Source organism: Methylacidiphilum sp. Yel, from assembly GCF_004421185.1.
In the GTDB taxonomy this organism is placed as follows: domain Bacteria; phylum Verrucomicrobiota; class Verrucomicrobiia; order Methylacidiphilales; family Methylacidiphilaceae; genus Methylacidiphilum.
Genome location: NZ_LXQB01000088.1, coordinates 1 through 13,724 on the forward strand (window position 1 = coordinate 1; position 13,724 = coordinate 13,724).

Below are 13,724 nucleotides of genomic sequence, written 5' to 3' on the forward strand. Positions count from 1 at the left end.
TATTTTTATTGGATTTCAATTGTTCTTTTCTGTTCATACATAATTATACTACACATAGCTATAATTTATCGCCTTATATCCCCATGCCTGAAGGCAGGGGCATTACGGCGATGGATGGTAAAAAAGATAGCAGAAGCTTGCCAGAAGAGGGATCATAATATGCTATTTAATTCCAATAAAAACAATATAATCCTCCTTCGGCCGACATAAAAAAACATGGGAGAATAAAATGGAAATGTTAGAATGCTTCTAAAAGAAGAAAAGTAAAACTGAAAAAGAAAGAAAAAAAATAAACAGAAAATGGAAGCAAAAATAAAGGAGATAAAAAAGGAAGTTGAGGGCAATGAGGAGGCTATCTCTTCAAGAAAAAAGAAAAGGGTTGGTATTAGACAACCCTTCTATCCATTGGTTATGCCATCCTCATGTAGAAATGAGTAAGTCTGACAGAACAGTTGGTTATTTAAGCAGACCCGATCGTGACTTTCAATATCTTTAAACCTCTAACTAGGCTTCAGTGTTGTCAAACCTCAGTGACAACAGTTCCAAGGCCGTTTTTGCTCCTTCTATTCCTCGGTTGAGTTTGCCCATTGTCCGTGCTTTAGCCTGGGATTGAGTACGTATCGAAAGCACTTCGTGAATGACTGGAAGATCGTTTTCAAGCCCTATCCTCATCAACGCATCAGTACAAGCTCGCAGGATTTCAGCCGCATGTGCCGTCTTTCCTTGCCAGACGATCCCAAAACAGAGAATGCAGTCATAAATTTTTTTGCGGGCAAGTCTTTGGGTCTGCAGGGGAATTTCGAATGCCCCCGGCACCCAAAAGACATCGACTTTGTGTCCTTGAAGTATATCCAAGGCTGACTCGACAAGCCGACTGGTATATTCCTTGTGATAAGAACTAACCACTATAGCAAAACGAAACAGTGCCTTCTGTTCCATATATTGTTCTAGATTCTCTGAAAAGACATGATAAAATATACATACATTTGAAATTTTTTAACTGTTTGCTTCCAACAATATAAATCTATCCTTCTATGCATTCTAACGGCTATTTGGATTTCGAAAAGCCCATTGTTGAAGTAATAGAACAAATAGAACGGTTAAAGACCAACAATGGTTTATCCGCTGAAGAACTAGAAAAACAAAGAAACATGCTAAAGAGCAAACTCGAAGAACTAAAAAAAACGATTTATTCTAGTCTTAGCCCATGGCAAAGGGTTCAAATTGCTCGCCATCCTAAAAGACCCTATTTTCTAGATTACATCAAAAGGTTATCCTCCGATTTTTTTGATCTCAATGGAGACAGACTCTTTGGTAACGATTTGTCTATCGTCGGGGGCTTATTGACCATTGATGGCATAAAAGCAATGGCAATAGGGCAGATGAAGGGAAGAACCCTCAAAGAAAACCTAGCCAGGAATTTCGGTTGTCCTCTTCCCGAAGGCTATAGAAAGGCCTTAAGACTGATGAAACTAGCCAATAAATTTCATCTTCCTATTATTACATTCATTGACACGGCTGGAGCTTACCCTGGAATTGGATCAGAAGAAAGGCATGTTGGAGCGGCCATAGCTACCAATCTTATGGAGATGTCAGGCTTCACTGTGCCAATTGTTTCAGTTGTCATTGGCGAGGGAGGAAGCGGTGGGGCTTTAGGAATAGGGGTTGCTGACAGAATTTTGATGATGGAAAATGCCTATTATTCGGTGATCTCCCCTGAAGGCTGTGCAGCTATTCTATGGAAAGATAAAAAGCATGCGCCACAAGCCGCAAAATTACTTAAACTGACTGCTCAAGAGCTTCTTGAACTTGGGATTATAGACCAGATCATTCCTGAGCCTCAAGGAGCTGCTCATTGGGACTGGGATCAAGCCACCGAAATCCTTAAGGAGTATATTCTTTCAAATATAAAAGCTTTAAAAGCCCTAAGCCCAAAGGAACTCTTAGAAAAAAGATACCTCCGTTATAGGAAAATAGGCCAGTGGATAGAAAAGCCTTAGAAAAAAGGGGAAACGTTTCCTATCTCTTTTTTCTTTAAAGTCCTTTCGTTTTTCTTTTACCTTATCGAAGTGGTTTTTTTATTGGTTCTTATTTTTTTTTCTTTTCTCTTAGCATCGGCCATAAGTCCTTTTGCCTATCATCTTTTTTTGTCGATAAGCGGCCCTCTTTCTTTTATCCGTTTTTATCACAGACTCCTTGAAATCATTTTGCTGGCAGTGGTTTTTCTTTTTCGAAAGCATCTTGGCCTTTACCACTGGGCAGATATAGGTTTTAAAAGACCAGTTTTTAGGCCCCTTTTGTATGGCATAGGATGGGCCATAGGGATAGTAGGCTTTTCTTTTGTTATAGAACCAGAAATCCTTGGCAAAATCATTCGGTTTCCACAAGCCACAGGCTCAATAGAAGATAGTCTAAAAATTTTCTCCAAAGCGGCTGCAGTAGCCATTATCGAAGAGGTAATGATGAGAGGAATACTGCTTGGAGTTTTTCTAAGATCCATTGGAGAGCTGCCTGCTCTTGTTGCTAGTGCTGGAGTTTTTTCCCTTTCCCATTTTTTGAATAATCAACCGCAAAATTATTCTGATTTCCATCCTACCCTAGGGAGTGGTTTCCGAGTCCTCCTAGAGATGTTTCAACCAGTCCTACGCCTAGAATGGATTTCTATCCAAGGACTCATTTTATTTTTGCTCGGCATCCTTTTGGGAGTAGCCTATATAAACGGGAAAAACATATGGCAGCCAATTGGTATCCATGGGGGTATTGTTTTTTTGGTACATTCCCAAAGCTGGATAGAACCTGAAAGGCTACTTTCTAATAGTAAAGAAAGTGTCATACTGTCAATTTTTTCTGCTGTCTTATGGATCTTTTACAGAAAATACTATGGGAAATCCAAAGGGAAGCTCAATGTTTTCTTTCTTTAATTTATCCGCCTCCCAAGCTTCCCAACCTGCCTATCTACCCTCTGGATCCTCCTTTTTGTTATCGCTGCTGCCAACCCTTTCCTAAAGAATTACCCTATTTTAAAAACTGCAAAATTTGCTCAGTCCAGCCTAGGTCTTTTCTTTTTGCAAGAGCAGGATTTGTCTTCAGTGGACTTGTCCAAGAAGTGATTCAGCGGGTAAAATACCGCAACGAATACCACCTTATTGGTATCCTTGAAGAATGGCTAGAAAAAGGCTACAAAAAGTACATTGGTGGCTGGCGTTGTCATGGGGTTGTTCCAGTTCCTTTGCATCCGAAGAAATTCAGAAAAAGAGGCTTTAATTTGGCTGAAGAACTTGCACTGTCTCTTTGCCGCCGTCAACAATTAGAGTACTTACCAGCTTTGAAAAGAGTCAAGTTTAGTCAACAAAGGGGCCTTTCTTTACTAGAAAAAAGCACTAACATAAGAGATAGCTTTAGACTGAAAAGAGGCTTTGACCTATCGGCTAAGAACTTATTGATTGTTGACGATATAATGTTTACAGGGGCAACGGTGGAAGCATGCGCGGAAGTCTTGAAAAAAGAGGGAAGAGCTAAGGAAATAGCAGTTTTGACCCTCGCTAGAAACTAAGGAGCTTGAAAAACTGTGATCAACAAAGACAAACCATAAATTCCGTCGGGTGAGAAAGTGCTTGATATACCAGAAGGGCTATGGCCAAAGGGCCTTTTTTGTTGTCATTTTCTTTTACAGATCCAGCTGTTGGCATTCAGTAGATTCAGAAGGAAGAAGAGCCACCCATAGGCATTTCCGATACAGTTAGAATCTGAATGAAACTAGCGATCGGAAGCTGGAAGCGGTAAGTCAGGATCGAGCTTATGTGCCTGATGCTCTAGAGATATTGCCTCAGCTATTTTTCCTTCCATCCGAAATGTAGCAGCATTATTCATAAGACAGAGAGCAAGTAATTTCTTTTGCACCACAACCCCTTTGCCTCCACCGGCTCCCGCTTGGCGGTAAGTAGAACCCACGCTATATCCACTGGACATCTCCCCCTGGCTTACCGCAGCACGACCAAGACCAATAGCCCGAGCAAACATCTTATGAGCTTCGGAGTATTTGCCTTCGGTCGCATAGACCACTCCAAGATTATTATAGGGAAGGAGAAGACTGAATGAGCCAAAGCTAGCTTTGGCCATCATCGTATGAAGATCAGCTTCAGCTTGTTTCTCGGCATCTGCTGCATGGCCAGAATTCAAAAGAACCTGGGCCTGTTTACCTTCTCCATTAGCTCCAAGGATGAATTGTAGCTGCCATCCAATGGAAGTGGGCTTCGTTGCTTGCCTGGGGAATAATACACCAAGAGGCATAGCAAAGAGAAAAAATTGAACCAACCATCGAATTAGGAATCTGTATGAAAGCATTGTACACCTTTTTCAGACTAAAATTGGTAACTCACTTGACCTTGGATCCAAAATGGCCAAGAAACCATGAGCTCGTCATAATTGGCAAAGGAAGTAGCAAATCCACTTCCGAGTGTTATCCAGTTGTGCTGATCAGTGACGTTCCAAAACCATACACGGGCTGTCCAATGTTTATCCGGACTCGTGTAATTAATGCCAAGGTTAAGCGTATACTGCCAAGGAATCCTAACTTGGTAATCATAGGCGAGATATTGGGGGCTTGTTGCGTTAAATGATGCAAAAAAACCGATACCACAATCCAATGTATAGGTCGCCATGAACGAGGTTTGGAAATTAGGCCAGCCAACATAGTTATATGTCCCAAATGGAAAATATCCAAAACGGTCGAATGGATATTTCTCTGGATTGAGCAGAACATAATTGCTTGGATAAGGCTGATCCATGCTCGGACCTGTGGTAAGGGGTGGACCGTAGTCGAAGGTTCCCAGAATGTACGAAGCATTGGCTACAAGCCATAAATGACGATCCGGCTGATAGACAACTTGCATTGTTGCCCCAACCACATCAATTGGTACCGGAACAAGAAGGACCTTCTTGAAAGATTCTAATTCCTGAAATACCTGATCGAAGGCTGCGGTCAAAATGTTCAGCTTGCCGTTGAGCAGGCTAAAGTTAATTCCTCCGCTGTAGAGCCGCTGATGGAGATGAAGATCGAAGTTGCTTGTCAAGGGTGAAAGGCCGTAAAAGGCTCCAGTTTCAGCTAAATAGGCCTGTTGAAAATCAAAATAGACAGTTGTCCACTCATTAGGCTTCCAACGAGGGCTGAAGTCAAAATTAGGGATAACAGTAGAAAAGTAGTTTCCGGTAGGATGAAGCGCCTGGCCGAAGTCATAGTAGGTGCTGGGTGTCCCCACTGGATTCTGAGCCGTGCCCATAAGGCTCAAAACACTTGCTCCCATGAAAATAGAAAAGTGTTCACCGAAGTCTATCTGATGCTGCCAATAAGGTCGCAAGTACCAGGTCTCGGAATCAGTCGAACTAAAATTGCCTGGATTAAACACTTGCCCGGGACGTCCAGGAATAGGAACGTCCTGATAGAGGTATTTGGAAAACCAAGGCCTACCAGGCAAATTATACTGAAAATAGGAAGGGTAGACCGCATCCGCCAATGGACCCATATTCCATGGATTAAAAGTCTGTTCGAAGTCACCCTCGTAGACAATCATATTGGCATAATCGACTTCAAATCCTGTATTAACGGTATGATGGATCCGGAACGGTTGCTTCTTCTTTAGGGGAAGATTTTTTGGGTCGCTCTGATCCCCTTTTTCTTCTGCTAGTGTTTCTCTGTCTCCTCCAATAGGAGTGTCGAAGTTAAAGAGGAATGACGTGTTGTTTTGTCCTACCCAAGAGCCAGGGGTATAAATATTATAAGGGGTAAAATTTTGGTAGTTATAGGTGAACCACTCAAAGTTGCTATTGTTGATGATCTGAAATCCATCGTCGACGTTAATTCTCTGGATAATCTGGCCTCTCTCACTGACTACAAATCCTCCAGAGCCAGGATTTAAAAGATTTGCCCGATAGCCACCAATTGCTGATAAAGGAACATAGTGAATTGTGTTATAATACTTTGGTAGGACAGAAACCCCATAGTTATACAATTCCGGTCCGATATTATAGTTGACCTTATGGTGATCAACCAATACTGGTGGGCCTAAAAATACGTTCGGTATAAAAGCAGAAAGATATTCATGGTTGGAAATAAGCTGCTGAGTAGGTCGGTTAATTCCACCAATCTCGTTATAGCCCTCTGTGTAGAACGAATTATTGAAGAAGATCTCGTAGTTGTCGTAAGGACGGAAGCTTAATGCCCCATAAAAGGCCTGATTGTGAAGATAATCATTATAATAGTAGTTACCTGAGTAATTACCCAGATAGCTGAACCGAAAGGCGAGCTTGTCATTGATGGGGCCTCCCACATCGGCCTGCCAAAGATTTTGATCATACATGCCCTCCATAACGGTCGCATAACCGTGGAATCCATCCCAGTAGGGCCGTTTGGTCTGAATATCGAGATAGCCTCCAGCAGCTCTGATAGAGAGAAGGCTCGGCATGGTCGGTCCCTGAACGATGTTGATCTGATCAAAGTCGTTCATATTCATAGGGCCTCCTTCATATCCGGTTCCAGGCAAGAAGGAGAGCATACCGTTGATATATTTGTTGGCTGGCATTCCTCGGATGTTGGGAACAGAGAACTCTCCAAAGGTTGTTCCCATATAGAGTCCAGGAGCCATATACATGAGAGACATGACATTTTGGGAAATGAAAGCTGATTGCTGGATTTCCTGCTGAGTAATCACCTGAACACTTCTCGGAGTGTCGATAATGTTCAGTGGCATACCATATACTGAGTTGATCTCGTAGTTGGACGGCAGAACCGAATTGTTCGTCGTCGATACAATAGTTTCGGGCATAGTGACGCTTTGACCTGCGGAGGAGGATGTTGGGGAAGAAGATGGAGGTGTAGTTGATGAAGGTGCAGTTGATTGGTTTTGCGCAAGTAGTGGTTGGAGATTTCCTAAATCCCCTCCCCTCCGATTCATGTCTCCATAGGGTGAAGATGTCAACAGTGGATCTTCTGGAACACTATCCCAACTCCCAGGACCACCACCTAGCATCGAAGTAGGATTCGGAACTTCCTCGTTCAATAATGAAGATTATCTGCTTTTCTCTGTCTCAGGGGCAACGACACAATAAGTAGTACTGTCAAGTAGGATAATAAGGATAATAGTAAGATACATCTTATATATGTGCATGAAATGCTAATACTACTGCATAATACGATATTTCAAGTTCTCTTATGTTAAATTTATATGTCATTATTATTACATATATGTGTCAGTGGTATGGCATATATATTACATAAATATTAATACTTTGTTGCGTATATGTCATAATCGGATACAGTACTATCTATCTAACATAGAAATGTCCTATGTAAGGAAAATGGAATATCCTAAAAGACTAGGAAGGGTTGAATAGTCAGATTTGAGCTATGGAAAGCCAATGGCTCCCAAAAGTCAATGCCCTATTCGGTCATAAATCTAAAAGATAGATATTTTATGAAAAAGCTTGAAAGTGTCTAACGATCTAACCAGACTTATCGAAGCCATTCGGCTTCTAAGTATGCTTTCTTATTCTTTTCAAAAAGCATCATACTGGATTATCTTACGAAAGTTATCACCTTTGCCTTCTGAAAATGATTCATAACACCATTTGGAATAGTAATTGGATTAGATACAAAAAAATCTTTCATTTTCTCTTTGACTTCTATTTCTCATATAAGTATAAGTCATCGCAAAGATTATTCCTTTACCTCAGTCTCATACGCTCTTCTTCTGTTTATTTAAGATAATCTGTCCTTTGATTCTCTTCTCTATACAAGAAAGTGTAATCCGCATTCCTTTTAAAACGATAATAAATCGATCATACTCGTCCGAAAATGATTGTCTATTACAGTAATTAATTAAAATACAATTCTCATTTCTAAACTCTACCTCATCATCTGCTTTGTAATCAGATTTGCATACATTAGCCTTATTGAATAAACAACACTGCTTACGTGGTACGTTATTTATATTTTCGTAATATTATTCAATTGTTCCGTCAGCCTTACTCATTTCTACTAACATAGGTTCGAAGTTGACTTCCTGCTTCACCGAGGATGGTTTCACTCGGGCCAGAGCCTTCCTCTCCACAGGCTTCACATCCTGTCGGTCCTCGCCGTAAGACCGCTTAGGACGGCCAATCCATACGCCAGGAGATTCATGGCCGCTTTCATATCCTGGTCCTGAAGGGTGCCACAGTCCGGACATCGCCACTCGCAAACTGCCAGCGGCATTTTTTTCCTGCACCGTCCTGCCAGTCGAACAGCTCTTGCTGGACAGAAATCAGCGGTCGGGCATCACCACAAACCCACCACACCCCTTTGCCTTGTATTTCAGTTACAGCCGAAATTCGAAGAATCCCATGTCGGATAGGGAACAGGCAAGATTACCGGTTCTTCTCCATGCCGCCCACTTTCAGCTCTTCGACAACCACGCGGTGAAATCATCGCCTGAGCCGTGAGGTGAGCTTGTGTAAGCCCTCCTGCCGGATATTGGCAATCCTGGCATGCAGCCTTGCAAATCCAAGCCTTGGCTTTGGTCGATCCCTTTTTCTTGCGCAAGAGATTTCTAGAGAGTCTCCGCAATCGCGTGAGCAAGTTCTTGTGCGGCTTGGGACCGATGAGCTTTTCTCCGGTGGAGACGTTGCCATGGCAGATACCCCTAAATCTACCCCAGTTGGGCCTTGGTTTTCTGCAGGATACAGGGGGATAGCGTCGGCAGTGACGGTGATGCTGACAAACCCCACCGGTCCGCCACCCGGGAGACGGTAGCGGAGATGAGCTTGCCTGTAAAACGCAACGCCTCCCGCATCCGTACCTAACTCAGTTTTGGAATGCGAATGCGTCGGCCATCGTGGGAAAACTGGTCGTTGGTCAGAGTAAAACGATCAGGCACGCCTTTCTCTCTGAACTTTGGATACTTGGCATGCCCCGCCAAGAAGTTCTTGAAGGCCTCTCCCAGCTGGATGATGGCCATCTGTGGCGCGTTCTTGCTGCCTTTGAGCATCCACGGGAAATGCTTGCCTTTCATGGCGTTGAACTGACGGCGCAAAGAGCACCGCGAGGGCTTGTGTAGACAGGCGTCGGCATCCCATGGCCTTATATGGCCTCTGCCACTGGGCCAGCGACCAGTTGTAGGCAAACCACGCGGTCCTCGCCGTTTTGGCAAAGTAGGTGGCCTGCTTATGGTTTGGGTCAAGCGCGATTTTGTGGGCAACGATCATAGCTAGGATTCCTCCATGGTTTTTTTCTACGCCAGTAAGCAGCTTCTGGGTCTTGCCTGAGCGGCTGTACTTCAGCCGGGCGCTGAACACAAAGATGCTCTCCAGCACCACCTTGGCCAAATCTTCCTCGAAGGTCGTCTCCTCATCCTGGGTGAGGATCACAACCTCGACACCCTTGGCCTCGCAAATAACAAACTCCAGTTCCGCGCCAAAGTCCTTCAGCTGGTCTTTGTGGGGAATGACCAAGCGGCCGACCTGCCTGTTGATGATCACATCCAGCAGCCGCTTTAAGCCTTTCTTGTGGTAGTTCTTCCTAGAGCCCAGGTCGGCAATGACTTCGAACATACAACCTTGTCGGGCGCAGTAGAGTGCAAGAAGCTGCTTTTGCAGCTCCAGCTCATCTTTCTACTCGATGCTGAACACACTGACGTAGGCGATGGTGCGAGGTGCTGCCTCCGGCGCGTAAAATTGATCTAACCGAAGTTGCGCAAGGGCGTAGCGACACTGTCTCCCCCAGCTGTGCGTTCATCAGAACAAACTTGCCCTCGCGCTCGCATCACCGCAGCACTTGAGGCGCAACCTCCAGGAACTCGGCGGCCTCTTGAATGCTGACAAGCTTGCAAGACATGCTCAAAATATATATCTTTGCCTAAGAAAGTGCGACTTAAATTGAAACTGTTCAAGCACCTAGTCAATAAGAACAAATAAAATCCTATTCACTTACATCGATATTTAAGAGAGAGTAGGTTGATTGAGCATAAGAAAGAAGAAGAAACAAGAAAGAAAAAAAGTAGAGAAAAGTGCCAACACAAGGGATAGCTTTAGACTGAAAAGGGGCTTTGACTTATCGGCTAAGAACTTGTTAATTTAGACGTAATAATGCCCACAGGAGCAACCGTTGAAATATGTGCTGAAGTCTTGATAAAAGAGGCAGAGCTAAGGAAATAGCAGTTTTGACCCTCTCGCTAGAAACTAAGAAGGAGCTTGAAAAACTGTGATCAACAAAGACAAACCACAAATTCCGTCGGGAGACAAAGTGCTTGATATACCAGAAGGGCTATGGACAAAGTGCCCTTCTTGTTCCCGTTTCCTTTATAATAAGGAACTTCAGTTGAACCAATCAGTCTGTCAGTATTGTCAGCATCATTTTCCTCTTCAAGCCATGGAACGTATCTCCTTCCTTGCTGATCCACAAAGCTTTGTTGAATATGATCACAATCTCCTTTCTGTTGATGTCCTTGGATTCAGCGGTGAAAAAAGCTACGAAGAAAGACTCCGTTACTATCAGGAAAAAACGGGTCTTAACGAAGCGGTGGTTTGCGGAAAGTGCACCATCGGCTCTATTCCAGTTTTTATAAGTGTGATGGATTTTAACTTCCTTGGTGGAAGTATGGGCAGTGTGGTAGGGGAAAAAATAACCCGAACGATTGAAAGATCCCTGTCAGAAAGAATACCTCTTATTATCATATCCGCATCAGGTGGGGCCCGAATGTATGAGGGAATGATAAGCCTTATGCAGATGGCTAAGACCTCTGCGGCTCTTCAAAGGCTTTCTCAGGCGGGCATTCCCTACATCTCCATATTGACCAATCCTACAATGGCCGGAGTTACTGCTAGTTTCGCTTCCCTAGGAGATATTATTATTGCTGAACCCAAAGCAATGATCGGTTTTGCAGGCAGTAGAGTGATCAAAGAGACAACGCAGCAGGAGCTGCCGCAGGGTTTTCAAACATCTGAATTCCTGTTGGAAAAAGGCCTCATCGATAAAATAATCCACAGAAAAGATCTTAGATCTTCTCTAAAAGAGCTGCTTTATTTTTTGGTCTGATTGCCATGGTTCCTTTTCAAAAGAAGAAGATATTATTAAATGGACTAGACTACTGAACCTGGTGCAATCCATAGCAAACTTCTTCGCTCATAATGGAAAAGGAACATAAATTTCATTCTTTCCAAGAATTGTTCTTTTGAAGCTTATTTTTCATTTTTCTCAAAAGAAAGTTTCTTGAAATTTTTAATTATCAGTGTTTCTTTGATTGAAAGTGAAATTTTCGTTTCATCAAAGAGTAAGGGAGATTCTTCTATACATTGTCTATTTCTGAAAAATACTCTCCGCTTTTCCATTCCGCTTTTTCCATGTTGTCAAAGCGATGAAAATTTTTTTTGGCTAAAAAATCTAAACATGTAAAAAAGATATTAAAGAAAGAGGCTTAGAAAAGATCGTGGGATGAAAAATATTTTGTTTGTTTGTACTGGTAATATTTGCAGAAGCCCAATGGCTAAAGGCCTTTTTGAATCTTTGATCCGTGGAAATAAGGACATTCAAGTGGATTCCGCAGGCATAGGAGCCATTAGCGGACTGCCGCCAAGTGCTCATGCTATAGAGGTCATGGCCGAAATAGGCATCGACATTTCTCATATTCGAAGTAAGCCAGTCAACTCAGAATTAATTAGAAAGGCAGATTTTATTTTCTGCATGAGCTATTCTCATCTAGACTCTCTACTACTTCTCTATCCAGAGGCTGGGGAAAAAACATTTCTTCTTTTGGAATTTGCAAACGATCTCCCCATAATGGCCAGGGAAATTCCTGATCCTATAGGTGGTTCCATTGAACTATATAAACTCTGTCGGGACCAAATGAGGCAGGTTATGCCAAAAATTCTGTCTTTTGTTTTGAGCGAAGCTTCTTCCTCCAATGCCTCTGGTTCCGCCACCGAAACCAAAGATAAAAGCAGGCTTCGTGTCCTTCTCGGCTCCAATTTTTATGGGGTTGAACTCAAAAATGCTGCCAAGGAAATTCTTGAAAAGTGGCAGATCCCCTTTGAAGAGATTGTCCCTACTGATCCTCTCGACATAGTAGAAATGGTTGAGAGGATAGCTGTGGAGCTCTTAGAAGGAAACTTTGATACCAGCATTCTTTTTTCAAAAAATGGAATTGATGTAGAGATTGCAGCCAACAAATTTCCTCAGCTCCGAGCTGTCCGAGCCACTGCCCTTTCGGATATTCTGGTGGCAAAAAAAGAATTAAATTGTAACGTATTGTGTCTGGGAAGTCAGTATGTCAAAATAGCCGATCTTCCCCAAATTTTAAAAACTTGGATAGATGGCTTTATTGAAAAGCCAGCTAACCATGAACGTTATGAACCTTTAGAATCTTCCCTACAACAGCCTATGCATAGTCAACATCCCCATTTCGAATCAGCCTTAGCTCAAAATGATCCAAAAATTTACTTCCTTATAAAAAAGGAAGCACAAAGACAAAAGCAAAACCTCGAACTCATTGCTTCTGAAAACTTTACAAGTCCTGCCGTCATGGAAGCTCAAGGCAGCTGCCTCACGAACAAGTATGCCGAAGGCTATCCAGGAAGAAGATGGTATGGCGGCTGTGAAAATGTTGATGAAATTGAATCCCTTGCTATAGAAAGAGCTAAGGAGCTTTTCAAAGCCGAATACGTCAATGTTCAGCCCCATTCAGGGTCTCAAGCAAACATGGCTGTCTATTTTGCTATGCTTAAACCCTTTGATACCATCATGAGCATGGATCTTAGCCACGGTGGACATTTGACACATGGGTTTAAGATGAATTTTTCAGGGAAATTTTTCCACGTTTTCCATTACGGTGTTAGTCCAAAAGATGAAAGAATCGATTATGATAGCCTGGAAGCTGCCGTTAGAGAACACAAGCCAAAGATGCTCATCGCTGGAGCTTCCGCTTATCCGGTGATAATAGATTTTCTAAGGCTTAAAAGTATTGCAGACAGCGTTGGAGCTTACCTCATGGTTGATATGGCGCATATAGCAGGGCTTGTGGCCACTGGACTACATCCTTCCCCGATACCTTATGCAGACTTTGTCACTACGACCACGCATAAAACTTTGCGAGGGCCACGAGGTGGAGTTATCTTTGCCAAAGCCCAGTATGGGAAAGAAATTGACAGCCAAGTCTTTCCAGGTATTCAAGGTGGTCCTTTAGTTCATGTGATCGCTGCAAAAGCCGTTTGCTTTCATGAAGCTTTGCAAGAGTCTTTTATCGAATATCAAAAACAGGTGATCAAAAATGCAAAAGCCTTAGCCGAGGGGTTGAAAAAAAATGGATACCGGCTTGTCTCTGGCGGAACAGAAAACCATCTTATTCTTGTAGATCTTAGACCTGTTGGTATCACTGGAAAAGAGGCTCAGGATATTCTAGATTCCGTCGGGATTACAGTGAACAAAAACACAATTCCTTTTGATACGGTTCCTCCCTACCAGGGAGGAGGGATCCGCATAGGTTCGCCCGCGGTCACTACACGTGGAATGAAGGAAAATGAGATGTTTGATATTGCTGAATGGATTCATCAGGCGCTAACGTATAGAAAAGATCCTAAGAGGCTAGAAAAAATAAGACAATCGGTCTTAGAACTAACCAGTAGGTTCCCATTGCCATTTGATAAATAACATTTTTTTTCCAATGCATTCCTCTTGAGTTGACATCTTAATAACAAGTTTT

10 protein-coding genes and 1 pseudogene are annotated in these 13,724 nt (G+C 42.8%); 6 read left to right on the forward strand and 5 right to left on the reverse strand.

All coding sequences use genetic code 11. The features are described from left to right. The first annotated feature begins 343 nt into the window (after positions 1–343). Positions 344–496: a hypothetical protein gene (locus tag A7Q09_RS10580; protein WP_166791984.1), complete on the forward strand. Its 153-nt coding sequence runs from the start codon at positions 344–346 to the stop codon at positions 494–496. 8 nt (positions 497–504) lie between these two features. Here the strand turns inward: A7Q09_RS10580 and ribH are convergent, their stop codons facing one another. Continuing rightward, positions 505–939: a 6,7-dimethyl-8-ribityllumazine synthase gene (gene ribH, locus A7Q09_RS10035; RefSeq protein WP_134391301.1), complete on the reverse strand. Its 435-nt coding sequence runs from the start codon at positions 937–939 to the stop codon at positions 505–507. A gap of 95 nt (positions 940–1,034) precedes the next feature. On the opposite strand from ribH, the gene A7Q09_RS10040 reads away from it, so the two are divergent. The 3 genes from A7Q09_RS10040 to A7Q09_RS10050 all read left to right on the forward strand — a co-directional run bounded on the left by A7Q09_RS10040 (position 1,035) and on the right by A7Q09_RS10050 (position 3,553). Continuing rightward, on the forward strand, positions 1,035–2,000 hold the full coding sequence (locus tag A7Q09_RS10040; protein WP_134391302.1) for an acetyl-CoA carboxylase carboxyltransferase subunit alpha: 966 nt from the start codon (positions 1,035–1,037) through the stop codon (positions 1,998–2,000). A 69-nt stretch (positions 2,001–2,069) separates the two neighbouring features. Next, positions 2,070–2,921 carry a type II CAAX prenyl endopeptidase Rce1 family protein gene (locus A7Q09_RS10045; protein ID WP_134391303.1) on the forward strand — a complete coding sequence of 284 codons (852 nt, stop codon included), beginning with the start codon at positions 2,070–2,072 and terminating at the stop codon, positions 2,919–2,921. After that, a complete protein-coding gene (locus tag A7Q09_RS10050) occupies positions 2,858–3,553 on the forward strand; it encodes a ComF family protein (RefSeq protein WP_134391304.1) in 696 nt (231 codons plus the stop codon). Before A7Q09_RS10045 ends, A7Q09_RS10050 begins: the two co-directional genes overlap by 64 nt. Before the next feature lie 203 nt (positions 3,554–3,756). Here the strand turns inward: A7Q09_RS10050 and A7Q09_RS10055 are convergent, their stop codons facing one another. The 4 genes and pseudogenes from A7Q09_RS10055 to A7Q09_RS11565 form a co-directional block, all read right to left on the reverse strand. Continuing rightward, entirely contained in the window at positions 3,757–4,344 is a 588-nt protein-coding gene (locus A7Q09_RS10055; RefSeq protein WP_134391305.1) for a hypothetical protein, read from the reverse strand. A gap of 17 nt (positions 4,345–4,361) precedes the next feature. Continuing rightward, positions 4,362–7,055: a TonB-dependent receptor plug domain-containing protein gene (locus A7Q09_RS10060; RefSeq protein WP_244228649.1), complete on the reverse strand. Its 2,694-nt coding sequence runs from the start codon at positions 7,053–7,055 to the stop codon at positions 4,362–4,364. Between the two features lie 1,846 nt (positions 7,056–8,901). Beyond that, positions 8,902–9,237 (reverse strand): helix-turn-helix domain-containing protein, encoded by a 336-nt coding sequence (locus tag A7Q09_RS11560; RefSeq protein ID WP_394346633.1) that lies wholly within the window; start codon positions 9,235–9,237, stop codon positions 8,902–8,904. A 24-nt stretch (positions 9,238–9,261) separates the two neighbouring features. Further along, positions 9,262–9,865 (reverse strand): annotated as a pseudogene (locus A7Q09_RS11565) (IS607 family transposase); the annotation flags it as partial. 366 nt (positions 9,866–10,231) lie between these two features. Between A7Q09_RS11565 and accD the strand changes: the two are divergent. After that, complete coding sequence (accD, locus tag A7Q09_RS10080) at positions 10,232–11,065, forward strand: acetyl-CoA carboxylase, carboxyltransferase subunit beta (RefSeq protein ID WP_134391306.1); 834 nt, start codon at positions 10,232–10,234, stop codon at positions 11,063–11,065. A gap of 396 nt (positions 11,066–11,461) precedes the next feature. Next, a complete protein-coding gene (locus A7Q09_RS11170; protein WP_134391307.1) occupies positions 11,462–13,672 on the forward strand; it encodes a serine hydroxymethyltransferase in 2,211 nt (736 codons plus the stop codon). The last annotated feature ends 52 nt before the right edge of the window (positions 13,673–13,724 follow it).